The organism is Leptospira ellinghausenii (genome assembly GCF_003114815.1).
GTDB classification, from domain to species: Bacteria; Spirochaetota; Leptospiria; order Leptospirales; family Leptospiraceae; genus Leptospira_A; species Leptospira_A ellinghausenii.
In genome coordinates, this window is record NZ_BFAZ01000009.1 from 447,247 (window position 1) to 472,916 (window position 25,670).

At 37.6% G+C, this 25,670-nt stretch carries 27 protein-coding genes; 16 read left to right on the top strand and 11 right to left on the bottom strand.

Translation table 11 applies throughout. From position 1 onward, the window contains the following. The first annotated feature begins 67 nt into the window (after nucleotides 1–67). The 5 genes from DI076_RS10540 to DI076_RS10560 all read left to right on the top strand — a co-directional run bounded on the left by DI076_RS10540 (nucleotide 68) and on the right by DI076_RS10560 (nucleotide 4,383). Nucleotides 68–844, top strand: coding sequence for a GNAT family N-acetyltransferase (locus DI076_RS10540; RefSeq protein ID WP_100715635.1), 777 nt, complete (start codon nucleotides 68–70; stop codon nucleotides 842–844). Beyond that, a complete protein-coding gene (locus DI076_RS10545) occupies nucleotides 841–1,971 on the top strand; it encodes a hypothetical protein (protein ID WP_108959841.1) in 1,131 nt (376 codons plus the stop codon). Before DI076_RS10540 ends, DI076_RS10545 begins: the two co-directional genes overlap by 4 nt. 80 nt (nucleotides 1,972–2,051) lie before the next feature. Then, nucleotides 2,052–2,732 (top strand): biliverdin-producing heme oxygenase, encoded by a 681-nt coding sequence (locus tag DI076_RS10550; RefSeq protein WP_108959842.1) that lies wholly within the window; start codon nucleotides 2,052–2,054, stop codon nucleotides 2,730–2,732. A gap of 3 nt (nucleotides 2,733–2,735) precedes the next feature. Then, on the top strand, nucleotides 2,736–3,989 hold the full coding sequence (locus DI076_RS10555) for an MFS transporter (RefSeq protein ID WP_108959843.1): 1,254 nt from the start codon (nucleotides 2,736–2,738) through the stop codon (nucleotides 3,987–3,989). Nucleotides 3,990–4,020: 31 nt separating this feature from the next. Beyond that, nucleotides 4,021–4,383 carry an LIC13410 family lipoprotein gene (locus DI076_RS10560; RefSeq protein WP_100715639.1) on the top strand — a complete coding sequence of 121 codons (363 nt, stop codon included), beginning with the start codon at nucleotides 4,021–4,023 and terminating at the stop codon, nucleotides 4,381–4,383. Between the two features lie 5 nt (nucleotides 4,384–4,388). Here the strand turns inward: DI076_RS10560 and DI076_RS10565 are convergent, their stop codons facing one another. Then, nucleotides 4,389–5,156 (bottom strand): LIC13411 family adhesin, encoded by a 768-nt coding sequence (locus DI076_RS10565; RefSeq protein ID WP_108959844.1) that lies wholly within the window; start codon nucleotides 5,154–5,156, stop codon nucleotides 4,389–4,391. A 63-nt stretch (nucleotides 5,157–5,219) separates the two neighbouring features. Here DI076_RS10565 and DI076_RS10570 point away from each other — a divergent pair, with 63 nt between their 5' ends. The 4 genes from DI076_RS10570 (at nucleotide 5,220) to DI076_RS10585 (ending at nucleotide 9,634) form a co-directional block, all read left to right on the top strand. Beyond that, nucleotides 5,220–6,212 carry a helix-turn-helix transcriptional regulator gene (locus tag DI076_RS10570; RefSeq protein ID WP_108959845.1) on the top strand — a complete coding sequence of 331 codons (993 nt, stop codon included), beginning with the start codon at nucleotides 5,220–5,222 and terminating at the stop codon, nucleotides 6,210–6,212. Further along, nucleotides 6,181–7,710 carry a DUF2779 domain-containing protein gene (locus tag DI076_RS10575; protein WP_167396526.1) on the top strand — a complete coding sequence of 510 codons (1,530 nt, stop codon included), beginning with the start codon at nucleotides 6,181–6,183 and terminating at the stop codon, nucleotides 7,708–7,710. The genes DI076_RS10570 and DI076_RS10575 overlap by 32 nt, the downstream gene beginning before the upstream one ends. Further along, on the top strand, nucleotides 7,710–8,756 hold the full coding sequence (locus tag DI076_RS10580; protein ID WP_108959846.1) for an alpha/beta hydrolase: 1,047 nt from the start codon (nucleotides 7,710–7,712) through the stop codon (nucleotides 8,754–8,756). The genes DI076_RS10575 and DI076_RS10580 overlap by 1 nt, the downstream gene beginning before the upstream one ends. A 68-nt stretch (nucleotides 8,757–8,824) precedes the next feature. Then, entirely contained in the window at nucleotides 8,825–9,634 is an 810-nt protein-coding gene (locus DI076_RS10585) for an LIC13212 family protein (RefSeq protein WP_108959847.1), read from the top strand. A 27-nt stretch (nucleotides 9,635–9,661) separates the two neighbouring features. On the opposite strand, the gene DI076_RS10590 is transcribed toward DI076_RS10585, so the two are convergent. Further along, on the bottom strand, nucleotides 9,662–9,889 hold the full coding sequence (locus tag DI076_RS10590) for a hypothetical protein (protein WP_015677408.1): 228 nt from the start codon (nucleotides 9,887–9,889) through the stop codon (nucleotides 9,662–9,664). Further along, nucleotides 9,886–11,241 (bottom strand): MFS transporter, encoded by a 1,356-nt coding sequence (locus tag DI076_RS10595; RefSeq protein WP_108960921.1) that lies wholly within the window; start codon nucleotides 11,239–11,241, stop codon nucleotides 9,886–9,888. Before DI076_RS10595 ends, DI076_RS10590 begins: the two co-directional genes overlap by 4 nt. Nucleotides 11,242–11,352: 111 nt before the next feature. Between DI076_RS10595 and DI076_RS10600 the strand changes: the two genes are divergently transcribed. The 4 genes from DI076_RS10600 to lpxD all read left to right on the top strand — a co-directional run bounded on the left by DI076_RS10600 (nucleotide 11,353) and on the right by lpxD (nucleotide 13,859). Further along, nucleotides 11,353–11,550: a (2Fe-2S)-binding protein gene (locus tag DI076_RS10600; RefSeq protein ID WP_265355909.1), complete on the top strand. Its 198-nt coding sequence runs from the start codon at nucleotides 11,353–11,355 to the stop codon at nucleotides 11,548–11,550. Further along, nucleotides 11,547–12,188 (top strand): RibD family protein, encoded by a 642-nt coding sequence (locus DI076_RS10605; RefSeq protein WP_108959848.1) that lies wholly within the window; start codon nucleotides 11,547–11,549, stop codon nucleotides 12,186–12,188. Before DI076_RS10600 ends, DI076_RS10605 begins: the two co-directional genes overlap by 4 nt. An 81-nt stretch (nucleotides 12,189–12,269) precedes the next feature. Then, nucleotides 12,270–12,707, top strand: coding sequence for a DoxX family protein (locus tag DI076_RS10610; protein ID WP_108959849.1), 438 nt, complete (start codon nucleotides 12,270–12,272; stop codon nucleotides 12,705–12,707). A gap of 93 nt (nucleotides 12,708–12,800) precedes the next feature. Next, the gene (lpxD, locus tag DI076_RS10615; protein WP_108959850.1) at nucleotides 12,801–13,859 is read left to right on the top strand and encodes a UDP-3-O-(3-hydroxymyristoyl)glucosamine N-acyltransferase; all 1,059 of its coding nucleotides are present in this window, start codon (nucleotides 12,801–12,803) and stop codon (nucleotides 13,857–13,859) included. Nucleotides 13,860–14,019: 160 nt separating this feature from the next. Here lpxD and DI076_RS10620 read toward each other — a convergent pair whose 3' ends face one another. Continuing rightward, nucleotides 14,020–14,412, bottom strand: a complete 393-nt coding sequence (locus DI076_RS10620; protein ID WP_108959851.1) for an LIC_13241 domain-containing protein — start codon at nucleotides 14,410–14,412, stop codon at nucleotides 14,020–14,022. Beyond that, nucleotides 14,409–15,251: a nucleoside triphosphate pyrophosphohydrolase gene (gene mazG / locus DI076_RS10625; RefSeq protein WP_108959852.1), complete on the bottom strand. Its 843-nt coding sequence runs from the start codon at nucleotides 15,249–15,251 to the stop codon at nucleotides 14,409–14,411. Before mazG ends, DI076_RS10620 begins: the two co-directional genes overlap by 4 nt. Before the next feature lie 84 nt (nucleotides 15,252–15,335). Here mazG and DI076_RS10630 point away from each other — a divergent pair, with 84 nt between their 5' ends. Beyond that, nucleotides 15,336–15,848 carry a DUF6580 family putative transport protein gene (locus tag DI076_RS10630; RefSeq protein WP_108960922.1) on the top strand — a complete coding sequence of 171 codons (513 nt, stop codon included), beginning with the start codon at nucleotides 15,336–15,338 and terminating at the stop codon, nucleotides 15,846–15,848. A gap of 5 nt (nucleotides 15,849–15,853) precedes the next feature. On the opposite strand, the gene DI076_RS10635 is transcribed toward DI076_RS10630, so the two are convergent. Genes DI076_RS10635 through DI076_RS10650 form a run of 4 tightly spaced genes read right to left on the bottom strand, consistent with a single transcriptional unit; the run spans nucleotide 15,854 to nucleotide 20,784 of the window. Then, nucleotides 15,854–16,804 (bottom strand): alpha-L-glutamate ligase-like protein, encoded by a 951-nt coding sequence (locus tag DI076_RS10635; RefSeq protein ID WP_108959853.1) that lies wholly within the window; start codon nucleotides 16,802–16,804, stop codon nucleotides 15,854–15,856. Next, a complete protein-coding gene (locus tag DI076_RS10640; RefSeq protein ID WP_108959854.1) occupies nucleotides 16,801–18,387 on the bottom strand; it encodes a 7TM domain-containing protein in 1,587 nt (528 codons plus the stop codon). The genes DI076_RS10635 and DI076_RS10640 overlap by 4 nt, the downstream gene beginning before the upstream one ends. 1 nt (nucleotide 18,388) lies before the next feature. After that, on the bottom strand, nucleotides 18,389–18,973 hold the full coding sequence (locus tag DI076_RS10645) for an ATP-dependent zinc protease family protein (protein WP_108959855.1): 585 nt from the start codon (nucleotides 18,971–18,973) through the stop codon (nucleotides 18,389–18,391). Continuing rightward, nucleotides 18,970–20,784: a chloride channel protein gene (locus tag DI076_RS10650; RefSeq protein ID WP_108959856.1), complete on the bottom strand. Its 1,815-nt coding sequence runs from the start codon at nucleotides 20,782–20,784 to the stop codon at nucleotides 18,970–18,972. The genes DI076_RS10645 and DI076_RS10650 overlap by 4 nt, the downstream gene beginning before the upstream one ends. A gap of 88 nt (nucleotides 20,785–20,872) precedes the next feature. Here DI076_RS10650 and DI076_RS10655 point away from each other — a divergent pair, with 88 nt between their 5' ends. Further along, entirely contained in the window at nucleotides 20,873–21,586 is a 714-nt protein-coding gene (locus DI076_RS10655; protein ID WP_108959857.1) for an LIC10920 family plasminogen-binding lipoprotein, read from the top strand. Nucleotides 21,587–21,603: 17 nt separating this feature from the next. Continuing rightward, nucleotides 21,604–23,790 carry an ATP-binding protein gene (locus DI076_RS10660; protein ID WP_108959858.1) on the top strand — a complete coding sequence of 729 codons (2,187 nt, stop codon included), beginning with the start codon at nucleotides 21,604–21,606 and terminating at the stop codon, nucleotides 23,788–23,790. Nucleotides 23,791–23,798: 8 nt separating this feature from the next. Here the strand turns inward: DI076_RS10660 and DI076_RS10665 are convergent, their stop codons facing one another. Next, nucleotides 23,799–24,752, bottom strand: a complete 954-nt coding sequence (locus DI076_RS10665; RefSeq protein WP_108959859.1) for a polyprenyl synthetase family protein — start codon at nucleotides 24,750–24,752, stop codon at nucleotides 23,799–23,801. A gap of 3 nt (nucleotides 24,753–24,755) precedes the next feature. Next, a complete protein-coding gene (locus DI076_RS10670) occupies nucleotides 24,756–25,649 on the bottom strand; it encodes a transglutaminase-like domain-containing protein (RefSeq protein WP_108959860.1) in 894 nt (297 codons plus the stop codon). Between the last annotated feature and the right edge of the window lie 21 nt (nucleotides 25,650–25,670).

The following is a 25,670-nucleotide window of genomic DNA, read 5'->3' on the forward strand; positions in this document are numbered from 1 at the left end:
ATGTCACATTATCGTAACCGAGATCCTTTAGCGTAACATGAAGATAAACAAGAGGAAAACAAATCCTATGAAACCAAATACAATCAGTAAAACAGAACGAATCTTAGAAGTTCGTTTAGCAGAAAACCAACTCGAAATTGAAAGAGCACTTGCGTTACGTTATGAAGTGTTTAACTTAGAAATGGGAGAAGGTCTGCCACAATCTTCTGCTACTAGAAAAGATCGTGATGAGTATGATTTATACTGCCACCATTTAATCGTAATTGATAAATCCACAGAAGATAAAAAAATCGTTGGTACGTATCGTATCCTCACTCGCCAAAATGCTAAAAACGGAATCGGTTTTTATAGCGAAAACGAATTTGATATCACATCCATTTACAACCTTCCAGATGAAATTGCTGAAGTAGGACGTTCTTGTGTTCACCCTGAATACCGAGATGGTTCTGTAATTTCTTTATTATGGCAAGGCCTTGCAGAATTCATGAACAAACATAATGTTCGTTATCTCATGGGTTGTGGATCCATCCACTCCACTGATGCATCGGTTGCATCACAATCGTATGGATTTTTAAAAGCAAAAGATGCAATTGCACCAGAAGAATTTCGTGTGTATCCAAATCCTGATTACGTTCTTCCAGGTTTTGATGCTAATTTTCATGTAGAAGATCCGAAATCAATCTCCAAAAATATCCCTCCACTTTTGAAAGGATACCTCCGAGTAGGTGCTAAAATCTGTGGAATTCCTGCACTGGATTCTGTTTTTGGTACTACAGACGTGTTCATTCTTTTCGACCGCAAGGAAATTACGGAGAGATATGCGAAACACTACATGAATGCATGAGCCAAAACCAGGAAATTGATTACCAGCACCCAACAAAACAAGACCAAATTCGATTTTTCGTTTTTACCTTTGTTTTAGTGATTGGGATCACAGCTGGTTATTTCCTGGGCATTCCTCGGTATTATCTCGGATGGTTTTCCTTTGCGATTGCATCATTCTCTGTGGCAGGAAATGATGCAGTCCAAACCATCGGGACCTTTATCGAAAGTAAAAAGTCTGTCCATTGGCTCCATAAGATCCTCGTATTCGGTGGTCTTTTATTTTTTGTGCACTTACTTGCTTGGTTTTTCCATGGCGGAGAAATCCACTTCCACAGATTGGATTCCATTCCCGAAACTAAAGAATTCAATTTACTCCAACTCCTAGCACCTGTTTTACTCGTTGTCATCACAAGGCTTAGAGCCCCCGTATCCACAACATTTCTCGTCTTAGGTTTGTTTGGTGGCAAAAGCATCGACCAAATGTTAACCAAATCTTTTTTTGGGTATGGACTTGCTTTCCTCGTAGCCATTGCGGTTTGGGCCATTCTTGTCAAAGTTGACCCTCATGAATACCATGAGGTACACACTCCTGACCCCGTTTCCGAAAGGCGTTGGTCACGTTTGCAATGGTTGTCGACAATGTACCTTTGGGTGGCATGGCTTTTCCAAGACACAGCCAATATCGCCGTTTTCCTTCCCAGACAATTAGGAATGATTGAATTCCTTGTTGCCGTTTTCATTTTGATTTTTGCGCTTCTAGTCATCATCCGAACCAATGGTGGCACCATCCAACAGGTGGTTTCTGAAAAATCCGACATCCAATGGGCGAAGGCCGCCACGATTGTCGATTTGGTATATGGAAGTTTGTTATTTTTTTTCCAAGCCATTAGCAATATCCCAATGTCCACCACTTGGGCCTTCCTTGGCCTTCTCGCTGGTCGTGAGATCATTTTAAATGTCATCACCTACAAGGACCTCCCATACCTAGATACCTTTCGCAAAGTGGGAAAAGACGTTGTTCTTGCCACCATCGGGATTGTTGTTTCGATCCTGATTTTTTTCCTCTCTTATTTCCTCTACCCAGAACAAAGAAAGTCCACCCCACTTGAATTCTGGAATACAACAAACCAAGAAGATTCCCTTTAATTCTCTTTGACAGTTCCCCCAATTGTCAGGGAAGTGTCATATATGAGATTGATTCTCACATACAGAGACAAGGAGCCATTATGTCAGTTGCAATGATGTTACGAGAAGGGACGGCACAAAAACACGAGGAAACGGAAAAAGTACCTTACATCCGTGCGATTTTCCGAGGGGGATTGGACGCACAAACCTACACCTACCAGTTGGAAAGTTTACACGCAGTGTACCAAGTCATGGAAGACCTCTACCGCCAAAATAAAGACAATCCAATCCTATCCAAATTGTACTTTCCAAACCTTTTTCGGGAAAAAGCCCTTTTAGAGGATATCTCCAGTTTTCAAAAAAAGTTCGGCACAAAACTTCGTGGAGAAGTTTCCAAAGCGACCCAAAACTACATCGATCATATTCGTAAAATTGCAAATTCCAAACCTGAACTTTTAGTAGCACAAGCTTACGTGCGTTATTTGGGAGATTTATCTGGTGGTCAGGCAATTAAAAAAGTAGTGGCAAAAACCTTTGGTCTAGAAGGTAATGAAGGAACTGCTTTTTATGAATTTCCAGAGATCGAAGATTTAATGGCATTTAAAGGAATTTATCGCCAAAATCTGGATACTTTGCCTTTGAATGATTCACAAAAAACAGAACTACTAGAAGAAGCAAAAGCTACGTTTGATTTGAATAAATTTTTGTTTATGGAACTTGATTCCGATCTGAAACAAAATATTGGAATGGAACGTTACCAAACTCTTCTACCAGCAGGTTAATTTTTGGGATTCCCGTATACACTCGTAACTTTAGTTTTTTTATCGATGTTACCGGTCACAATGATTGTGCCCGTTGTCAAAGATATCGTAAAGGACCGCCTGCTCGGATCCAACTGGGAGGTTGCCTATTTCACAAGCATACCCATGTTAGGTTCTTTTTTATTTGCTCCAGTTGCGGGAATCATTTCGGATCGTTTTAAAAACAGAAAATACTTCATCAGTTTATTCTGTTTTTTGGACGCTGGATTATTTTATCTTTTAACTGTCGTTACGGATATGGGAATATTTTTATTCCTTCGTTTTTTGGAAGGAGCATCCCACATTTTTATTATTGGATTACTCTTAAGTTCTGCTGCTGACCAGGAGAATGATCCCAAAAACAAACGTTATTATGGCAAAGGAATTCTGATGGGGATCACAGGTATGTTTTTATCCCTTGGTGGAGCCTTTGGAATGCCGCTTGGAATTTTAGGTAGGAGTAATCCGCTATTACCTTTTTACGTTGGATCTGGTATTTTAGTTTTTGTTGGTATCATGAGTTTATTCATGTTAAAAGACAAAGGAATCCACAAAGTAAAAGATTTTAAGTTAAATGATTTAAAGTTAGCAATTTTAGAAAACCCATTCCTTTTTGTTCCCTTTTTATTTAATTTTATCGATCGTTTTACAGTTGGCTTTATTATTTCTTCATTTAACATCCATTTGAGGGAAACTTTAGCATTCCACCCAGGGATGTTGGGTGTGTTTTTGGGACTTGTGCTTTTTCCGATGAGTTTATTGTCCTATCCGTCAGCTTTGTTGTCTCGCAAAACAGGTGTTTTGCCACTTGTTCTTGTTGGTTCTACGATTTACGGTGTGTTTTTAGGATTATCAGGAACAACAAGTGACTATTGGTTTTTGTTTATTTTTTTACTCATCTGTGGGGTTGGAGCAGGTGTGATGTTTGTCCCGTCCATGATGCTTGCAAGTAAGATGTCAAAACCTGGACTCACGGCCACCACTATGTCGGCATTTACGGGAGTGGGATCGCTTGGGTTTATGTTAGGTCCCATCGTTTCTGTGCAAATGCAGTCCGTTTTTAATTCCCTCTTACCCCAAGAATACAGTTTTTCTGCCCTTTCTTTCTTTTTTGGATTTTTAGAGATTGGACTTGTTTTTATGACAATTCCATTTTTTAAAAAGATTTTGAGTAAAATCAACCGAATCGATGAAGAAAGAGAAAAGATTACACTTGCCAATCCAGATCCAATCCTGTAGAATTTTTCCGAATCCATTTTAGGAAAGGTTTATGTTCAAACGATTATTGATCCTTAGTACACTTACATCCGTGTTATTCCTTGTTGCTTGTTCCTCAGGAAACAAAGTACAAGCAGGAAGCACAAAAGTTCACCCACACACTGCACTTCGCAAACTAGAAATTGATATGATCAAAGTAGGTGATGGATTGGTAAAAACAGAAGCAGTCCTTGGCAAACCAACTGAAAAATCAATTGATCCAAGTGGAACTGTCATGACTTGGTACTTTGCAGAAGACCGTGATGTTCCAGAACAGTACTACACTCTCAAAGAAAAACCAGAAACAGTTGAGAAGTTTTTAAAGTTAACATTTGATCCTAAAAACAAAATCACTGCAAAAGACTTCAAACTATAATTGAATTAAGGTCCTTCCGATTCTTCTTCGTTTTCTTGGTCGGTAGGGGCTGGGAATGGAAAACCAGGGAAACTTGGTTTTTCCTTTCCTTCGACATCATCATCTAATAAATCAACGGTGGTAAATCCTAACAAAAAATCAAAAGCTTCGGCAATATTAAATCCTACTCTCGCTCCTCCGTACACACCACCAACAACTTCGACGTTCCATGAATAACCAGGAGGATAACCAAATGGTTTTAAATCTTCTTTGGGAAGGTAAATTAAAAATTCTTTTTGACCTGTGCTTGCAACGATGTCTTTTGTAAGTTCTCGTCTAAAGTGTTCTTTTTTTCTTACCTTTCTATCTTTAACGGGATCATAAAAATAAGAATAATATCTCATCTTATAACTTTTTAAATTTGACCTTTCATCATTCGTGAGGGGAATTCCTTTTTTATCTACAAGCCAATTGCCTTTAGCATCAAGAACGGGAGAACCTGAATGGAAACTTTCTCCACCTAAGATACCAAAGACGAGTTGTTGGGAATGATACCCACCAATTTCTCCACCTCTGATTCCAACACCACGACCTAAATCGCGTTTTCCCATTTCTGATTCGCCACCTTGGAAAACAAATCCAATCGGAAGAGGCCCTACTTTAACAGCTGCTCCATACATCGGAGTTTCAGCTCCTACGGTAACAATATCTTTCAGATCATTTTTCCGATTTTTCCAATAGGTAGCACAGTTGACTGTCAATACGAGGCAAATGATTGGGCCGATGAAACGCATTCTTTTCCAATTTTTTTCATTTTCTACTTTTCGGAATCAAAAAAACAAACTTTTTGGGAAGATATGACTTCTTTTGAAGATTTTCCCATGATTGAAGTAAAAAAAATGAACGAAACTGAGGTTCGCCTTTTCAGTTTGTTGTTCAACCTTTTACGCGAACCAAAGGGAATTAGTTTCCAGAAATTTCGCAACATCATGCCTCGTTTTTATAAAAACGAAGACATCGAATCGGATCGTAAAAAATTATACCGTGACCTAAACCAATTAAAGAGCCTTGGCTTTAATATCAAAGTGGCTCAATATGGATACCAATCAGAAGACTTTTTTCCCTATTACATTGAAAAAGAATCCATTGATCGTTCCTTAAAATTTTCCAAGGAAGAATTAGAGTATTTATCCAAAGTTTTATTTAGTTCTGAGTTATCCAGAGAACTCATCAGTTTGTCACAAAAACTATTTTCACATCATTTGGATTTGATTCCCAATCTAACAAAACAATTTGTTCCTGTTGATTCGGATGAAAATGCCGTTGATACAACTAACACAGAAAAAATCCTACAAGCGATCAAAGACAAACGAGCAATCACCATCGTATATGGTTATGATGAGAAAGAACGAACCATTGAACCATACCGTTTGATCCGAAAAAACACAACAGACTTTTATGTGTTAGCCTATGATCGAGGTAAAAAATCCCTACGTCGTTTCATTCTTCCCAAAATCACTGTGAAAAAAGAAACCAAAGAAGAGTTTTTTTCGAATTTGAAAATCTCAAAGGAAGATCTAAACTTTCATCCTCTTTCTCTACAAGTCCATCCAGAAACAGAAATCAATTTCACAATCCAAGAAAATTATGAAGATAGATGGAAGTCTTTTTTGGAAGGAGTACCATATGAAAACTTTGAAAATAAATACAAAGTCATGACAACAAATCAAAATGCATTGTTCCAATTTTTTGTAATCTTACCAGAAGCATTAGTTGAATGTAGTTCCGAATGGAAAACTACATTTACCAAGTATGTAAATGAATGGGAAAATTTATACCAACTCGTTTGATATCCCTTTGACTCCCATTACAAAATCATTATACCTACAAGCTCTTAAATGCCAAAATGCATTCCATTTGATCCATGATGAGGTCATACAAAAACCAAATACCGCATCCTTCGGTGGTTATTTAGAATGGGGAGATTATCTTTCGTTATGCAAAGGATTATTTCCAGGCACACCAACCGTAGAGAAATCGACTAACAGGGAAGAATCGATTGAGCTATCTTCCAATTATTTAAAACAAAAAATTTCACATTTTGGTTCCCAACTTCGATTCGAAAACTTTGTGGGCAGTGTCGAATTGATGGAATACGAAAAAGAGAGGGATGGTTGGATCCTTTGGGATTTTCGTCCGATTGGTTCCATCAAACAAGACATCCTTCGGTCCTTTTTCTTTTACCAAAAATTGGTAGAAGGTTTAGGTTACCGTGTAATTGGATTTAAACTCATTCGGATCCAAACTAAATTTGTGTATAAAGGTGGTGAAATTCCATCGGAAGAATATTTACTCATTGATGATGTAACATCCCGAATGGAATCAGAGTTTGGTGTAAGAGAAGAAGAATGGAATCTATTTTTGCAAACCATCCAAACTGGAAACGAAGGAAGTTTTCCTTATTCATTTCTTGAGAACAAACCTAGTTGCCGTTCCTTAAAGACCTGTTTGTCACCTTCCCACTGTGCCAAAGGAAAAGAATCCGCGAAGGAAGTTTTTGATTACAGAGACAGTTCTGAGTTGGCAAAACAATGGTTTCAATCAGGGTACAGTTCGTACGAATCTGTGCCCGATTCAGAACTTTCTCCCATCCAAAAAATCCAAAAAGAGTCTCATTGTTCAGGAAAGGTTCATTTTGATACAGCGGCACTTTCGCAATACCTATCTAATGTGACAAAATCTGTTGCCTTCCTTGATTTTGAATCCATCAATCCTTATCTGCCAATTTATCCAGAGACAAAACCCTTCCAACACATCCCTTATTTATATTCTCTTCACATTTGGGACCAGGAAACGGATACATTAACGCACAAAACGTACTTACATGATGATTTGGGAAGTGATCCTAGAAAGAATGTGATGGAACATCTACAAAATGACCTTCCCAAAGGCATTACTATCTTCTCGTTTAATGATTTTTTTGAAAAATTGATCATCCAGGAATCTGCAACCGTTTTCCCAGAGTACTTAGAGTTTTGGGATTCTATCAAATCGATGTTTATCGACCTTGCTTTGCCTTTTAAAAAACTTTGGATTTACCATCCTGGCCAAAATGGGAAAGCATCTCTGAAGGAAATCCTACCTTGTTTTAGTGATGAAAGCCATTTTGGACTTACAATCCGTGAAGGACAAGATGCCAATTACCAATATTTGAGATTGATAAAAAAGCAGGTGACAGCCGAAGAAAAAAAACGTGTTTTGGAGGATTTGATAGCTTACTGCAAATTAGATAGTTATGGTTTGTTTTTAATCTATAGAATGTTACAAAAAAGATTATCGGTTATTTAATGTTAGGTATCAAAAAATCAGTCGCACAGTTTGTCTTTTCCTTACCTGAGAATTGGATATCCACTCTCGCACGAAAGAACAACACAAACGAAACCAATCTTTTGGATCCACGTTGTGCACTTGCTTGTAACATTGCAAAGTTCCTTCCTAAAATGGAACAAATGAGTCCCGAAAAAGCGAGAAAACACTACCGAGACCAAATGAAATTGTTTGAACCAGCAGAATTCCCCATCGCTCATATCGAAGACAAACTCATCCCAACACCCAGTGCCTCTTTTATACCCATCCGTGTCTACAATGCAAATCCACAGAAGAGAAACTTACCTACGGTTCTTTTTTTCCATGGAGGGGGACTCACGATAGGCAATTTGGAGACACACGATTCCTTTTGTCGCAAATTGTCTCATTATACAAAAAGTATCGTCATTGCTGTGGACTACAGGTTAGCACCTGAACACCCATATCCGGCTGCCCATGAGGATGCTTGGCTCGCCTACCAATATGTTCGCAATTCTGCTTATATCTTTGGAGGTTCTCCCAAGGCCATTGCGGTCTGTGGGGACAGTGCAGGAGCCCTTCTTGCCACTACCCTCTGTTTGCGTGCCAAAAAAAACAATGTCCAAGCACCCATTTACCAAGCATTACTCTATCCCATGCTTGATACTTCCAAAGAATCCGATACGTATGAACTCTTTGGTGAAAATTATGTCCTAACAAAATCCCTCATGCGATGGTTCATCCAAAATTATCTGCCCCAAACCAAGGACAGATCCCTCATTCAGAATTCTCCCGTTTTAGCGGAAACCAAAGAATTAAAAGGGCTTCCTCCTACTTACATTGGCATTGCCGGTTTTGATCCTTTGCGAGAAGAGGCCGAAACCTATGCCAAACACCTCCAAACAGCTGGTGTCAAAGTGGAAGAAAGGCATTTTCCTTCCCTCGTCCATGGTTACATCCAATTATCAGGCCTTATCCCCAAGGCAAGAGAAGCAGAAGATGACCTATTCCAGGCCATGTTGCGATTTTTTTCACAAATAAAAATCTAACTCACTTCCATTCAAGAATCGACACAGAAAGATTCGATACTATAAAGGACAACATCTAGAGGTATGTCATGATGCTACGATTTTCCATTCTTCTCTGCTACTTTTTAGGAATGACTGCAGTTTTTGCAGAAAAACCAGCTTCCGCCACTTTAAAGGAAAGGGACTCCCAGAAACAAATCGACTTACAAAGGAAAAATGGGTTTGGAGACAACGAAATTGATACCTTACATGCTAGTATCATCGAAAACCTCCGTAAGATGAAAAAATTACAAGAGTTAGGTGTCGATAAAACAGCAGCTCAATACTTAGCTCAAACTCCACAAGAACACAAAGAGTTATATAAAAAAGATAAAGATGGAAAACCGTATTTGGAAATCAAACTTCCACAAGGGCAATCCTACATCGATTGGCCTACTGTATTTTTATATGATGGAATTGCTTATATTTATCCCAAAGAGGATTTTAGCGATTTGGACAAAATCATTTTAGCATTCCGAAGAGTGAATGCAGATGGAACCATCCATGTCAAAGAAATGCGTCGCCTCATAAACCCTTCCCCAAGATCAGAAAGCCCTGAAAAAGATGAAAAGGGAGAAGCAAAACTAGATACCAATTCTGATATTCGATTGGAGTACTTTCGATCGTTAACTTCTGATACCATTTGGCCGAACGATCCTGTACAAACTTCAGAAGCTGACATCGCAATGGTGTTAAACGACGAAAAAGATCCACTCCCTTATGACAAACAAAAACATATCATGATGTCTTACAAAAAGATGTTACGTAAGATTGCAAAACAAACTGCTTTTAAATTACGTAGTATCGAATTGGATCAAAAACAAATGATCACAAAAATTTTGGATTATAACACTAACTAAAATTAAAAAAGATCTAAGACTAAAACCTCAAGATTGTTGTTTTTCCCTTCGACTCATGAGGAGCTGCGAAATCGTTTGCTCCTCAGTCACATACTTCCTTTTTAAATAAGACAAAGCATTATTGATAAAACGAGGGACTTTTTTCTCGGCATCTAACAAATCCATTTTCGTTAACATCAATTCGTCGATGGTAGCGAGAGCCAAATTTCTTTGGCTCTGGTGTAATTCAAAATCGTCCTCGTCTTCTACAATCATGTTTTTTCTTGAAAACGGTTGGCCGCCTCGACTCCTCGTTCTTCATTTACGAATAAGTTAATGAGAAGTGATAAAAAGTAAAAGAAAGCAACAACCAAGAAGGCATTTCGTAAACTCACCAATGTTTGGATATAACCGAATAAAAAGAGCCCGAGTGCTGCTGCAATTTTTCCTGAAAGTCCCCACATCCCAAAAAACTCTCCCGATTTTGATTCTGGACTAAAGATACCAACAAGTGCCCTTGAAGCTGATTGTGTGGACCCAAGTCCCATTCCCGCAAGAGAGGAAATAAAAACAAACACCCATTGAACCGTCCAATTTTTTCCAAGCACACCATTCATAAATGCAGTTAGATCATGAACGTAATAAATTAATCCGCAAGTCATAAGCCACAAAACAAGAGTAAGGTTGAATGTTTTTTTAGCACCTATACTATCTTGGATCACACCAAACGCAAGTGCACCAATTGCGGCAGAAATTTGGATGAAAATAAACATTGCTTGTTTATGCTCTGCTTCGATATGAATTTCTTGGGATCCATAAATGAAGGCAAATGAAATGACAATCGCAAGTGCAGCCATTGTAAAAAACAAGGAAACAAGATAGATCATTAAATCTTTGAAGTGAGTTGCATCTTTTAAAGTTTGGATCACTCGGTCTTTCCCAATTTTAAAGTAATTTACCTTATGAGATATCCCAAGTGGAAGGTGTGGTTCTTTTAAAAAAAGAAATGTTGGAATTGCTGCGATTAAGAAAAAAATTGCTGTGTAAGGACCAACTAACTTTAAGTTATCGAAATTATCTAAGGTATAATCACCGAGTGTGGTCGCTAAGGCAACAGATCCAATCCCACCGAAGTAACCAATCCCCCATGCGTAACCGGATATTTTTCCTAGATCCTCTTTAGATCCAAGGAAGGGTAAAAAACTGGATGCAAAGTTTTCGCCCGAAGCAAAGAAAAAATTGGAGAATGCCACAAGCACCATTCCAAGCCAAATCATTCCAGGTTCTACATAATAGAGTAAAAAAGTTGCAACTACACAACCAACGTAACTTAGGAAAAGGAATAATTTTTTCTTAGAACTATAGTCTGTGATGGCACCAAAGATGGGACCTGTTGCAACTACAAATAAATAGGATGCTGCCAGTGCCCATGCCCAGAGAGTATTCCCGATACGGAACGGATTGTCCGATCCAACTTCTGCCGGTACGACGAGTCTTGTGAAAATTTCACAATAAACGACACTGATGATGACTGTGGTATAGGATGAGTTCGCAAAATCAAACATACACCATCCGAAAATTTCACGGTTTTTTTTCTTTTTGGCTTCCGGGTTTTTGTCTTGGGACATAGAGGGTTTCAGAATTTTCCTTGGTTGAAAGTAATTAAAGAGTTTCCCTCCCTTTCGTAAATCTGTCAAATGATTAGTTCAGGTATGGATCCTTTCGATTTAAATTCCCTCATGAGACCAAAACGGGTCTGTTTATGTCGAATGGTGACGGAAGAAGATTTAGTCCGTGCCATCCATGCGGGTGCCGTAACCATGGAACAAATTAGAGAAACAACAAGGGCCTCTACCGGCTGCGGGACCTGTTCGATGCAGGTCTACCACATCCTCCAGCGCGAATTGCAGAATCTCTCTCGGAGGAAAATTTCATGAAATTATCGATTAATATGGCAATGACCTTAGATGGAAAGGTTGTTCGCCCCGATGGCCGCTGGTATGGCCTCACATCTAGTGAAGACAAAACCCAAATGGACGTTTACCGCTCCCAATCCGACGCCGTCCTCATCGGAAAAAACTCCATCATCAATGACAACCCGATCGTAAAAATCCGTGCAGTTCCCAATGCCTTAAATCCAAGGCCTGTCATCCTTGTCCGAAAAGGAACTCTTCCTCCTGACAAACATGTCTTTGAGGAATCTGACCACATCCCGCTCATCATTTGTACAAAATCCAATTTAAAAGAAATCAAAACCAGTTTAGAGAACAAAGCGGAGATCTTTGCTTTGGATTCCGATGACATTGACCCGAAAAAAGTGACAGGGATCCTCAAACGAAAAGGATACAAAAACGTCCTCCTCGAAGGTGGCCCTAAACTCAATTTTTCCTTCTTGGAAGCTGATCTTGTGGACCGCATTTATATCACAGTAGTGCCTTATATCATCGGAAAAACGGGCCTTGCTGGCATAGCCGATCGGAATTCAGAACTACCAGGTTTTGACAAACAGAATTGGACCTTAAAACAACATTTTGCCAAAGGAAACGAGATCTTTCTCGTGTACGAAAAAACTTGAGAAAAATTCTAAATTTTAGATTGACCGATTTCTCTATCATTAAGTAGTTTGATATTAAACTATTTAGCAATAAGAGGTTCTATGTTTTACAAATTGCTCGCTACTAACAAAGACATCACTCTCACGATCCTTCGTGTGACACTCGGTCTCGTCATTTTCCCACACGGAGCTCAAAAAGTTCTAGGATCTTTCGGTGGATACGGTTTCGAAGGAACTATGGGATTTTTTGGAAGTTTAGGGATCCCTTACATTTTTGGAGTTCTTGCCATCGTTTCAGAATTTTTTGGCGCGATTGGACTCATCCTTGGACTTTTCACTCGCCTTGCAGCGTTTGGAATTGCATCCACTATGGTTGTAGCAGCAGTGCTTGTACACTTACCAAATGGTTTTTTTGTGAACAATAATGGTTACGGTTATGAATACCATATCCTTGCAGTGGGTCTTGCGATTCCATTAATCATCAAAGGTGCTGGATCGTTCTCTTTAGATGATGTCATCGCACATAAAATCGAAGGATAACCAAAACTTTGTTGGTTAAGACTAGCTAATAGTGTTAGCCAAACTTTAACCTCTCTGATTCCTTGTCTTAAATCCAATGATAAGGAATCGGAGATGACTCAAATCAATCTAACTACACTCCAAACACTTCTTCCAGAAGCAAAATTTTTAAATTCCGAAACAATAAAGAATGTAAACTTTACTGGTCTTACTTCCTTAACACTTGCTGGTCCTACTGACATATCTTTCGTTGCTTCCAAAACCTTTGTCAATGAAGCAAAAGCATCAAAAGCATCTTTACTTGTTGTATCATCTGAAACTGCTGAGTCTCTCAGCGACAAGACAATCGTTGTTGTTCCGAAAGTGGAACTTGCCACAGCAAAAATCATTCGGTTATTCTTTCCAGAAAAACAACCTTCGGGAAAACGAAGCTCACAAATCGTAATTGATCCAAGTGCTAAAATTGGTACCAACACAGATATCGGACATTTTGTAACCATTGGAAAAGACAGTGTGATCGGAAACGATTGTATCATCGAAGACGGTGTCAAAATTGGAGATCGTGTTCAAATTGGTGATGGTGCCCGCATTGGAAAAAACTGTGTCTTCTTTGATGATACCATTGTGGGAAAACGATTCATTGTATTTGGAAATTCCACTTTCGGTGGGGATGGATTTGGTTTTGTTTTCGCAGAAGGAAAACACAATAAAATTCCTCAAGTGGGACGTGTGGTCATTGGTGATGATGTAGAAGTGGGAAGTAATTGTACAATCGATAGAGGAGCCTTAACAGATACAACTATTGGGAACGGATGTAAGTTTGATAATATGGTTCACGTTGCTCACAACTGTAAGGTGGGAGATCACGTAATCATCGCTGGCCAATCAGGTCTTGCTGGAAGTGTTACCTTAGGAAACCACGTGATCATTGGCGGAGCTTGTGCCATTAGTGACCACTTAACACTCGTTGATGGAACAATTATAGCAGGTGGATCAAGTTTAAGAACTTCACCAAAAACAAAAGATGTGTATGTGGGTTGGGATTTAGGACTTACTTTCCCAGAGTTCCAAAAATACCGCGTGAATATCAAAAACATTGTGAACCTAAACAAATGGCTCAAACGAATTGAGAACATTGAAAAAAAAGTGGGGATGGACGTTAAAGAATCCTAACAGTTTGTCCTAACTTTCTTACATAAAAACATCACAGCTTTTGTGATAGGCTGTGATGATTCCTTTAAATGTCTCATTCTCAATTTAAAATTCAGGAACCCTGAATGATTCTCAGAAAATTTCTCATTCTATTCTTTTACTCACTCATTCACATTCTCTTTCAAGTTACCGAATCCAAATACAATTGAACCCGGGATCTCACATCATCTATGATGGAAGGATCAGGAAAAGATACGGAATTCCCTTCAGGATCGGCCCATTGGAACTCTGCTCCTTCTTTTTTCAGAAGGCTCAAATAAAAAATTGGTGCTGGGTTACGGCGGTTTCCTTCCATTCTACCTAACCTGAGTGTAATGGATCCCATATCAGAGACTACCCATTCAAAGATCTCACCGTCAATTTTGGTTTTCCATCGAATGGGGAATATAAGTTCAGAATTTGGATCAAAATTTGATTGGTTATCTGAAATCGGAAATCTTTCAGATAACCACTTATAGGCGATGATCGATAGTTCTTTTAAAAAAGGTAAATCGTTTAGACCGATTGAATTCATATATTTCTCAATTGCAATTTTGCTTGGTCCCAAAATCGATCAAGTTCCTCAAGGGAATAATCCTTTAAATTTTTACCTGTTTGTTCGACAAGTCCTTCTAAAGTACGAAACCTAGACTCAAATTTTTCATTCGCACGGCGAAGGCAAGTTTCAGGATCGATGGAGAGTTTTCGAGATAAGTTCACGAGTAAAAAAAATAAATCACCCAATTCATCTTCAATGTGGGCATCATATTTTAATTTTTTAGAATGGAGAGATCCTTGTTTTTGTAGTTCCACATCTAGTTCACCAATTTCTTCTTGGAATTTTTGAAACACTCCTGAAACTGTTGGCCAATCAAACCCATGTTTGGTGACCTTTGATTGGATTTTTTCTGATCGTTGGATGGCAGGGAGTGATTTCGGAATTCCTGCAAGGATACTTGTATCGGAACTATCGATTCCTTTTTTCTCTTTTTCCTTCTGCTTTAATTGGTCCCATTGGGTGAGAACTTCTTCACCCGAACCAATTCCTTGTTTGTTTCCATACACATGGGGGTGGCGATACACCAATTTTTGAAAGACATCATTTGCAACATCATCAAATGAAAATGCCCCTCGTTCTTTTGCGAGTTGGCTATGGAAGGTAATCTGGAAAAGTAAGTCTCCTAATTCCTCTCGTAAATGGGTATCATCACCACGTTCAATTGTATCAACCACTTCGTAAGTTTCTTCGAGTAAATGGGGGATAACTGACAAATGGGTTTGTTCTTTGTCCCAAGGACAACCTTCGGGACTACGAAGGTCACTGGTAAGTTTGAGTAGGTTTTGGATCGGTGAATCAAAATTGGGAGGGTTCACTCTTTGTATTTTTTCCCGATCTACCAAGGAAGCAAACGCAAATTTTATCTTGCGAAAGCCCCCCCCCTTTACGAGTCTATCCCTATGTTCCAATCTCGAGTTTCTGTTGCCATCCTGATGGTGATTGCCACTGTCCTAAGTCGTATTTTACCGCACCCTCCCAATTTTACGCCTGTTTTGGCTGTTTCTCTCTTTTCTGGTGCCTATTTGACTGAAAGAAAGTTAGCCCTAGTGGTTCCCATCCTGGCGATGTTAGTATCTGATTTTTACCTTGGATTCCATGACCTAATGCCAGTTGTTTACGGTTTTATGGTTCTATCTGTTCTGTTTGGAAAACAAATCAAAACTTCAGTTTCAAAAGCATTTGGATATACTTTGATTGGTTCCGTTGTTTTCTTTGTTGTGACAAACTTTGCCGTATGGGCAACAAGTGGGATGTATAGTTTGAATGTTTCTGGTCTCAGAGAATGTTTTGTAATGGCGATTCCATTTTTCCAAAACTCAATTTTAGGTGATTTCGTGTATTCAGGAATTCTATTCGGAGCAATGGCTCTTCTCAATCGCACAGTATTCCAAACAGTAAAACAAACAGCTTAGTTGGTTTAAAACTCTTCCAAGATTCGGTGGACACGGTCCTTTGGTCCATCCGCCGAATTCCGAATCCTTTCCACAATTTTTAATCTCCCGACAAGTCCCTCTCGGTTTGCAATTTGTATCCCAAGCCCAGGTCTTGCATTCATTTCTAATAATAATGGACCCCTTGTTTCATCGAGTACTATGTCCACACCCAAATATCCAAGTCCAGACAGATCATAACACCTCGACGACATCTCTAAGATTGAAATCCAATGAGGGATAACACGACCACTTAATGTCTGTTTTGTGTCTGGATGGATTTCAATGAGTTTGTCATTACATACTGAATGTGTGAGAGTTCCATTTGACAAGTTTACTCCAACACCTAATGCACCTTGGTGTAAATTCGCTCTACCACCAGATTCCTTTGTTGGCAAACGTAACATTGCCATCACAGGATATCCCAAGTATACAATGACACGGATATCAGGTATACCTCGAAACGAAATCTCTTGGAAGAATGGATGGCATTCCAAACGTTCTTGTAATATACAGGTATCCGAATTTCCATCAAGTGAATACAATCCAGATAAAATTCCAGAGATATGATGGTTTAATTCCTTTTCTTGTAAAAACTTTCCATCTGATTTCTGGTATAAAATTTTCCCGTGTTCCGATGTTTCAGAAGAAATGATGACTAAGATTCCATTTCCCATCCCACCATTTGCTGGTTTAACCACAAATCCAGGGTGGTCTTTGACTAAGTCTTTTGTCTTTTGGATTCCACCAAAGGTATCAATGACACCATAATGTTTCGGCATAGGAACATGAAACTGTCTCGAGAGTTCTGCTGTTTTCCATTTATCATCCACGAGTGGATAAAACTCACGTGGATTGTTTGGTAAGATGAATTCGCCGATCCTTCGATTGATTCCAAGAATACCTGCTGATTCAAATTTTTGGAAAATGGAAATCACGATTTAAAAATTTCCTTAAACCGAAAAAGTTCGGAAATACGATACCCTTTATACAAACCAAGAAATATTTGAATCGCAATCACAATGAGCAGTAACTCTGGATGAGTAAAAAATAAAATCTGTAAGGAACCAAAGAAAAAAATCATATAACTGATGAGAGCGATGACCAAAGTCCCAAACAAAGTAACTAAGGTATTCATGACTCCTTCTTCAATGATCATAATTGAAAACCTTTCTACAAATATCGTTGTGATCACAATTGGGAATAAGGTAACACTCATTTGGTTAAATATAGAAATCTCTTCATTGATGATGGAAAAAAGTATCAAAGTGAGAACAGTAATAGTGAGTAATATAGACAATCTGGGTACGGCAAGTAAATAAAACTTGTCGAGGGCAAACCTTTCAAAGAAACCAAGGGCAATCATCAAAAGAAAAAACCCAATCCCAAACCATAGATTTGTTTCATAAAAAAACATAGCAAGTAAGATAGGAGTAAAAATTCCAAACGTAGGAATCCCAATCATATTTCTAGCAATTGACAACACAAGTGCTCCAATTGGAATCAATATCACCAAACGAAACAAGTTTTGTAAAGGTGTTGGTAAACTATAAAGAGAATAATATCTTAAAAAACTATTACTAGAAGCAATCTCTTCACTATATTCTTTAAAATTATATCGATTTACATTTGATTTGGTAATATAAGCCGTATAACGAAACGTTACTGGGTCTTCACCTAAATTCCTTTTTTCTTCAACCGATTTCCAAAGAGGTAGATAACCCGTTACAGGACTTGCAAAAATACTTTTATAAGTAGATACAAAATACCATTTCCCATGAAACCTTACTTCATTCCAAAAAGTGATTTTGTTTTTGTTGTCCTTTTCGGTTAGCCTGTTCAAATCAAATCCTGCAACAGTTCGTGCTTGTATCCCTCTCATTCGGCAAAGTAATGAAAAAAGTAAGGCTTGGGTATATGCATTTCCACTATTCAATCGAATGGTGTCAGATAATGTGATATCTTTATGGGAATTGATAATTTCTTCTGAAATAAAATAATAAATTTGTTTTGCGGATGCTACATTATCTTTATCATACGGATGAATTTGTTCATAAAGTTTTTTTGCTAAAGAAATTTCATCCGTGGAAAATTGTTTTAACGAAAGATAATAAGGTTCTTTAGTTAGTGTTTTTTTAGAAGGAGTTGGAATTTCAGGTTCTGGATCTTTGTTCTCATAGGGCAACATTTTGATTTTCGCATAATAACCTATGTGGGAATTCCAATCTTCCCCTTCCCAAATTCCCAAATGACCATACTGTTTTTTTTGTACACGAAAATCCAAATCATCGGTTTTGGTATTCGATTTTAATACCTTTGCTTGCACAAATTGTTTCGGGATTGGAAATACAACTTCAGAGATGGCAACATTTTCCTTTGGAGAGATCACTACTTGTAAATTGACTGTATCATCAACTGCTACTGGCAAAAGCGATAACTCAGCAACATTCAATTTATACAGAATAGAAAGAATGGGTAAGAGAATCAAAATTACAATTGTGATATAGGTTTTACGATCCAAGTTAATCCCCTAATTGATGTGATAATGACACATCCACTAAAAATTTACCGCGTAAAAAATTCCTACCAATCAAAATCGGATAATTTAGATTTGTTCGATCATTTAAATTGATCATGGTTTCTTCCTTGTATTTTCCAATTTTTATGACTTCACTAATCATAATCCGTTTTTCAGAAACACCAGAAGTACTAGTCACTTTTGCTTCCTTTACAAACTTACTTTTTAATCGAATTGGTTTTTCGTTTACAAAAGTATCAAACAAAATAAAGGTTTCACCATTCTCAACCACTCTTTCAATGTTCACAGCATTAATGGAACAAGAGAGAGCACCAGTATCAATTCTTGCTCTAAGTTTTAATTTCCAGTTTGGAAACTCTACCCATTCCACTCTCCCGACAATTGGTTTTAAATATTGAGGAGGAATCACAATTGGTTTCACATGTTGGTCTGGTTTTTTTTCCACCACCTGCCCAGAACCAAAACAATTGAAAAACAAAGTTATTATTACAATATAAATACAAATCAGGCAAGAATTAGATGTGAATTTTAGAATTTTATGATGAATTGAATTTTTAGAAATACTCATACTGCTTTTGTTTTTTTATTTTTATTTTTCACTTCATTTTGATAGGCATTAAATAAATCAATATAACGCAAATATCCTAGACATCTATTTTCTTCAACTATAGCAAGTTTGTCGACATCATATTCTAATAAGATACGAAGAGCTTTTCCCAATGTATCTTTTTGACACACTGGAGGCACATCCTGTACAATTTCTCCGCAAGTGATTAAATTTTTAAGCTCTGCTTCATATTCTGGAAGGATTCTATTCTTCCTGAGTGAGACAATTCCCTTATATTCTTCATTGGATCCTATGAGTATAAAATCACTTGCTTGGATACCAGGAGCATTGGATTGTAATTGAGTTAAGGAAAGATGTTCCGAAACCATCGCATACTTTCTGAATTCAGTAAAATGATCCTGAATGCGAATCCGATCCATGATATCTTGGTTCATATCCCAATGGTGAGAAGGAGATAAAAATCTGTTTTTAATTTGATTCCTATAGATTGAAATTTTATGAGATAAAACCACTGCAATCATTGCGACAATCATAAGTGCAGGTAGTAATGCATAACTTCCAATCATATCACATACCATGATCATTCCTGCAATTGGAGCTCTTGCAACACCTGCAAAAAATGAACCCATGCCTACGAGTAAAAATGGGAAAACGATGATGTTGAGATCAGGAAATAATACATTTGCCATTGTCCCCACAAAGGCACCTAACATACCTCCTATGGCAAATGAAGGTCCAAGCAATCCTCCTGAACTTCCTGATCCTACAGTTAAGGAAGTGGAAAAAACCTTAAAGATGGCAACTGCAAGTAAAAAAAACGGTCCAGAAAAACCAAAACTTGTTGAGGTTAACACTTCTCCATTGATCATCCTTTGGATGAGTCCAAATCCAGATCCTAACACTTCCGGGAATAATAAGGCAATACATCCCACAATGAGTCCACCAAACGCAGGTTTTAAGAAATTTGGTAAAGGGAGTTTGGAAAAAATATCCTGTACCCAATGGTATACCTTAACAAAAAAATAACCTACCACATAACACAAAAGTCCAAGAACAATGTATAGGGGAATATGCCGGTAATCATTTAAACTATATTCTTTAACAGAAAAGATTGAACCACTTCCCGCAATACTCGTGTAAGTAAGATAAGCAGTTACGGATGACAAAACGCAAGGGACAAGTGAATCACTTTCGATATCTTCCTGGTATACCATCTCAACTGCTGTGATGGCACCACCTAACGGTGCACGAAAGATGGCTCCCAGTCCACCAGCAGTTCCAGCTAACATCAATGTTCTCCTTGCTCTGGCACCTGCTCCCAAAAAGTTAGCAAGGCTAGATCCAAAACCAGCCCCAATCTGAGCAGTTGGTCCCTCTTTTCCCCCCGAACCACCGGAACCTAACGTGAGTATGGTGGCTAGTGCTTTATAAAAAGGAACTTTGGTGCTAATTTTTCCTTCATTAAAATGGAAAGCGTGGATGAGTGAATCTGTCCCTCCTCCTTGTGCCTCTTGGCAGAAAAAACTAGTAATGATACCAACAAAGAGGCCACCAATGGCAGGCAAAAAAAGGATCCAAAGAGGGGAAAGATCCCCTACTTTGTCGACAGAGTGAAAATGCAAATCTCCTGCAGGTGTCCCTGGATCATACCCTATCAAATTGCCAAATGTAAAGGATTCTGTCCAAGTGAGTGCCCAATTGAATCCATAGGCCCCAAAACCGGAAAATAAGCCTATGAGCAGGGAATAGACATAAATCGAACGTGGTCCCTGGATCGAAAACACAGAACTTAGACCGATGGGAAACCTCATCTGCCAACTTTAGAATTTCCATCAATTTTCCCAAGGAAATTCTGAATCCTCTTGACCCAATTGGGAATTCCTGGGACGATTGGATGGTATGCTCCGACTGATTTCAATTCTATTGGTTCTTGTTCCTTTTTTTTGGGGATGCCTCAAAAATGATAATAATGCAGCTCTTAGCATCTTAGATGATAGTACCCCTGCTTTATACCCATTCAATGGAGAAGTAGATACGAGTGTAACAACAAGTTGTGGACAAGCCTCTCCGGCCACTGCAACAACAGGAACAACTCCGGGGACAACTACAGGAACCACTGGTTCTACAGGAACAAGCACGAATAACACTCGTTTCTCTGTGATTTCTCAATTAATTTTCAAAACCAAAGAAACTTTGAACATCAGATTTCAATACGACAGCACTCAAATCCAAGGGAACATCGACCCTCAACAGGGATTTATCCTTGCAGGTGGATTGTTTGGAAAAACAGTGCAAGGCACACAAGGAACAGTGAAGTGGTTTAACCAAGGGATCAATATTGATACTTCCATCCAAAACGTTCAGCAAATATCCTTTTTTAATATTGAGATCCGTCTCAATGGTACGTACTCAACAACAGCAACTAACTCTGCTACCATTTTACTCCAATGTTTTACTACTGATGGTGTAAACTGTACTTCTGTCACGACTACTTCTAGATGTTTTACGTCTGATAACAAAACTTGTATTGTTCAAAACACAAGTGGAGATGCAAAATCAGTGATCATATCTGGAACCATAAAATGTAACGCACCTAATATCGTTCCTCAGTAAATAAACTACACTCTGGTTTGTTTCGTTTTGTTCTAAGTTTTTTATGTTTTCCCTTTCTACTTTTTGCAGAAGGGGAACCTCAATTGGTCCATCTTGGAACTAGTCCCAATTCTCTATCCATCACTCATAGCCAATCACAATCCATTTATTACTTTGGATTCACCAAAGAAAGCCATTATTATGAAATCCAACTAGAAGAAGATCAAACACGTTACATTCATTTTGAAAATGGGATGTTATCGGAGATTGATTGTGAGATTTACCAAAATAACAAAAAACTAAAAGAATTCGAAACAGGTTTGTTTCGAAAAAAACTTCCAGAAGTTTCGTATACGGGAGGATTTTTATTCCCAGCGAAAGAAAAAGGATTATATCGATTCCGAATTCAATCAGACGATACTCATCGAATCAATTTTCATATTCGGAAAGAATCAGAGTTATTTCAATATACAAAGTCTTTATCCTTATGGCAAGGACTCTACCTTGGACTTTGTATCCTATTGTGTTTGTTTACTGCAGCACAGTATGTTTTACTCAGAGAAAAAATATCTCTACTATTAACCTTTGCGATAATAACAATCCTATTCACGAATGTATTACGATCTGGATTGTTTTATGAATATGGATTCAGCAATCAAGAATGGTTTTTTCGTTATGTTCCGGGACTATTGTCATTAAGTCCAATTGGCTTTGTTTTATTCCTACGAGAGTTTTTACATACAAAAAAGGAACATCCTAATTTTGATATATATATAAAACTTTATATATATTTAATGTTGACGTCTACCACTTTGGCAATCATAGACCTTCAACTTTACTTTCGATTTATTTACACCAACAGTTTTATGTTATCCACTACGACTTTTGGATATTCGATCTACTGCTTAATCAAAAAAAAGGAACATGCCAATGTTTTGTTTTTTGCCTTCTTCGCAAGGCAAATTAGCACAATACTCCTAATTTTCACTAACACTGGCTATCTTCCTTCTTTCCCTTTTCTAAGTTCCGCAAATGAAATTGGTGCCGCAATTCAAATGACTATCTTTACAATAGTCATTTCAAAGTTCCAAATTCAAACCAGGATCATCAAAGAACAGACTGTAACAAAAGTTAACGAAGAACTGGAGTTTATGGTTTCGGAGAGAACAAAAGAACTTCAATTACAAAAAGAAAAATTAGAATCTACAATTTTACAATTAAGCCAAACAGAAAACCAATTAGCTTTATCAGAAAAAATGACTGAACTCGGGAAACTTGTAGCGGGTGTTGCCCACGAAATCAATAACCCGCTGAGTGCCATTAAAGCTTCAATTGAAACTCTATTGGAATCCAAACAAAACGAAACAACTTTACTCGGATCCAAAGAAAACATTTATGACAGTTTATCAACATCCGAAATCAATACATTAAAACAGCTTTTCCGATACCAATCGGACTTTGGTTTATTGGCTAGTTATACAGAACGTAAGGAGAAAAAATCCGATCTTAAAAAAACACTAAAAGATAATGATTTGGATTATGACGAGGCAACATTAGAAAAGTTTTTGGATGTTGGCATTACGAAACTTGAAGAAGACCAAATTTTATTATTAAAAAAAGGAAAAGAAAAACTTACCGATTTAATTTTAGATGAAAAAAACTTTAGGCTCCATCTATCAATCATTCAGATTGCTGTTGACCGTTCATCAAAAATCATCCTTGCTCTCAAAAACTTTTCAAGAATCACACATTCAGAACATAGAAAAATTTTCACTCTACTCGAAAACATTGAAACTGTGATTACGATTTACCAATACCGAATGCGAAGTAAAGTTTCTTTAAAAAAAATATTTTTAACTGATGCAACTTTACTTGGATGGCCCGAGGACCTAATGCGCGTTTGGACGAACTTAATATTAAATGCTTTGGAAGCTATGAAACAAAAAGGTAATCTTACCATTAGTTCTGAAAAAAATGGGAAGTATGTTGAAGTAAAAGTCATCGATAACGGACCTGGCATTCCAATTGAAATTCAAAAAAAGATCTTTGAACCATTTTTTACAACCAAACAACAAGGGGAAGGAACAGGTATGGGACTTGGAATCACTAAATCCATCATTGAAAAACACAATGGATCCATTTCCCTAGAATCAGAACCTGGCAGGACATGTTTTTCCATTTCACTTCCTGTGATCGAACTGATAGATCCGAATGAAACAGAATGAAATTTTAATTAAGTAAGACGATTTAGTTGTTCGATGAATAGTTCCCTTTCTTCTGTTTTAGGGAATTGATTTAAAAAGAGTAATAAGTCATTTTTTTCTGATTCCAATTCTTTATGAAGCATGTTTGGAATATTTTTTGATTTCATTAAGTTTAAGATGATTTTCTCATCATTTTCATCTCGAAATTCTTTTTGGAACATTCGATTCAATTTAGATTTTTCAATGATACTAAGTTTTGATCGTAATAACAAAACTGGATAGGTAAATAATCCGTTTTTAAAGTCTTTTAAAAACTCTTTTCCACTTGTTTTTGAATCTTCAAAATAATCGAGACAATCATCTTTTTTCTGGAATAATTTTCCTAATCTAACTCCGAATTGGCGAAACTGTTTTCTTTCTGAGATTGATTTGTTTGCTAGGATAGCAGCTGATTCTGTGCAAACACCAAACAATGAGGCAGTTTTTCCATAAATGATTTGGTCATAAATCTTAAGAGTGATTTTAGGATTTTTTTCCCATTCCATTTGCAAGAGTTCACTCACTGATAAATCACGAAGCACTTGGGAAAAAATTTCCATCAGTTCAGGATTTCCAAGGGAATTGAGTCGGCTGATTCCACATGCCAATAAATAATCACCTGCAAGGATTGCTGTTTTGTTTCCGAAACTTGCACCTATCGTAGGTTTCCCACGGCGGATTGGGGCATTATCAACAACATCATCATGCAGTAAACTGGCAGCATGAATGAGTTCTGCTACACTTCCCACATCTAACCAACTAACATCCTTTACTTCCAAAAATTGGCAAAAAAGATAATGTGCAAAAGGTCGAATCCTTTTTCCACCAGAAGTGATTACCTGTTTTTTTATTTTTTTGAGAATAGGAATGTCTTCGTGAATGATACTGTCTAAATTTTTATCAAATTTTGATAGTACAGATTGGATATTGAATTTAGACTTCATCCGTTATTCAACATGTGTGGATCGACTTTCGAGAATCTGAAGGTGATCCTTAATCATATTTTCCATTTCTTTGGTCTGATTGTCTCTATATATGTGGAGTAAATTGCGACACATACGTTTGATCATAGATAGTGTAGATGCCTTTGTGAAATATTTTGGTGAGTTGGAATATCCATTCGCTTCCAAAAATTTCTCACAGGTAAATTTATCTAATAAAACCCCGCCATGAAAAGGATCGATGTATGTGAAATAACCATCTGATTCATATTGTAAGAGAAAATGTAATGGTAAATTGGTGCCGTATAAAGGTAAACCAAGACGTTGTGCAACAAGAAGGTATACAACAGACAATGAAATTGGAATTCCCAAACGACTTTTGATAACTTGGAATAAATAGGAATTTCCCGGATCATTATAATTTTGGATATTTCCAACAAAACCTTCTTCTTGGAACATCACTTGACAAAGGATTTGTACTTTGAGTTCGTCCGTTAGATAACCTGAATGATCATCATATAACTCAGAAATACGAAGGGCAATTCGATCTAATTCATGTTTGATTTCTGCATAATTTTGATCAGGAAAACCAATACTAGAAAGTTGAACAACCATCTCTTCTAAATCTTTATAATGATTGGTATTCCCACGTAACGTGAGTTTGAAGAACGAATGCCTTAAACGATGCCGTAAAATTTCTGATTTTAGATTTCTTGCTTGGACACGAAGATAAGGATCTTTCACTTCATCCAAGGCAGATTCCAATTGAATTTGCCAAGGAATACGTGAAGCGATAAGTTTTAATATAAAACGTTTTTTTTCTGTAGGTGCGACTTCCCAATCATACAATAAACGAGTGATATCATCCGGGTAAAAATCAGGAAAGGAGTTTTGTCCCATGCAAAAACTATCTTGATTAAA

Excerpts from the sequence above, each read along its gene's own strand:
- DI076_RS10600 (WP_265355909.1), top strand. The coding sequence starts at position 11,353 with ATGAGACCAAAACGGGTCTGTTTATGTCGAATGGTGACGGAAGAAGAT.
- DI076_RS10620 (WP_108959851.1), bottom strand. The coding sequence starts at position 14,412 with ATGAATTCAATCGGTCTAAACGATTTACCTTTTTTAAAAGAACTATCG.
- DI076_RS10575 (WP_167396526.1), top strand. The coding sequence starts at position 6,181 with ATGAATGGGAAAATTTATACCAACTCGTTTGATATCCCTTTGACTCCC.
- DI076_RS10605 (WP_108959848.1), top strand. The coding sequence starts at position 11,547 with ATGAAATTATCGATTAATATGGCAATGACCTTAGATGGAAAGGTTGTT.
- DI076_RS10570 (WP_108959845.1), top strand. The coding sequence starts at position 5,220 with ATGACTTCTTTTGAAGATTTTCCCATGATTGAAGTAAAAAAAATGAAC.
- DI076_RS10595 (WP_108960921.1), bottom strand. The coding sequence starts at position 11,241 with ATGTCCCAAGACAAAAACCCGGAAGCCAAAAAGAAAAAAAACCGTGAA.
- DI076_RS10665 (WP_108959859.1), bottom strand. The coding sequence starts at position 24,752 with ATGAAGTCTAAATTCAATATCCAATCTGTACTATCAAAATTTGATAAA.
- DI076_RS10650 (WP_108959856.1), bottom strand. The coding sequence starts at position 20,784 with ATGAGGTTTCCCATCGGTCTAAGTTCTGTGTTTTCGATCCAGGGACCA.
- DI076_RS10560 (WP_100715639.1), top strand. The coding sequence starts at position 4,021 with ATGTTCAAACGATTATTGATCCTTAGTACACTTACATCCGTGTTATTC.
- DI076_RS10585 (WP_108959847.1), top strand. The coding sequence starts at position 8,825 with ATGATGCTACGATTTTCCATTCTTCTCTGCTACTTTTTAGGAATGACT.
- DI076_RS10610 (WP_108959849.1), top strand. The coding sequence starts at position 12,270 with ATGTTTTACAAATTGCTCGCTACTAACAAAGACATCACTCTCACGATC.
- DI076_RS10550 (WP_108959842.1), top strand. The coding sequence starts at position 2,052 with ATGTCAGTTGCAATGATGTTACGAGAAGGGACGGCACAAAAACACGAG.
- DI076_RS10580 (WP_108959846.1), top strand. The coding sequence starts at position 7,710 with ATGTTAGGTATCAAAAAATCAGTCGCACAGTTTGTCTTTTCCTTACCT.
- lpxD (WP_108959850.1), top strand. The coding sequence starts at position 12,801 with ATGACTCAAATCAATCTAACTACACTCCAAACACTTCTTCCAGAAGCA.
- DI076_RS10645 (WP_108959855.1), bottom strand. The coding sequence starts at position 18,973 with ATGAGTATTTCTAAAAATTCAATTCATCATAAAATTCTAAAATTCACA.
- DI076_RS10540 (WP_100715635.1), top strand. The coding sequence starts at position 68 with ATGAAACCAAATACAATCAGTAAAACAGAACGAATCTTAGAAGTTCGT.
- DI076_RS10545 (WP_108959841.1), top strand. The coding sequence starts at position 841 with ATGAGCCAAAACCAGGAAATTGATTACCAGCACCCAACAAAACAAGAC.
- DI076_RS10630 (WP_108960922.1), top strand. The coding sequence starts at position 15,336 with ATGTTCCAATCTCGAGTTTCTGTTGCCATCCTGATGGTGATTGCCACT.
- DI076_RS10670 (WP_108959860.1), bottom strand. The coding sequence starts at position 25,649 with ATGGGACAAAACTCCTTTCCTGATTTTTACCCGGATGATATCACTCGT.
- DI076_RS10655 (WP_108959857.1), top strand. The coding sequence starts at position 20,873 with ATGCTCCGACTGATTTCAATTCTATTGGTTCTTGTTCCTTTTTTTTGG.
- DI076_RS10565 (WP_108959844.1), bottom strand. The coding sequence starts at position 5,156 with ATGCGTTTCATCGGCCCAATCATTTGCCTCGTATTGACAGTCAACTGT.
- DI076_RS10590 (WP_015677408.1), bottom strand. The coding sequence starts at position 9,889 with ATGATTGTAGAAGACGAGGACGATTTTGAATTACACCAGAGCCAAAGA.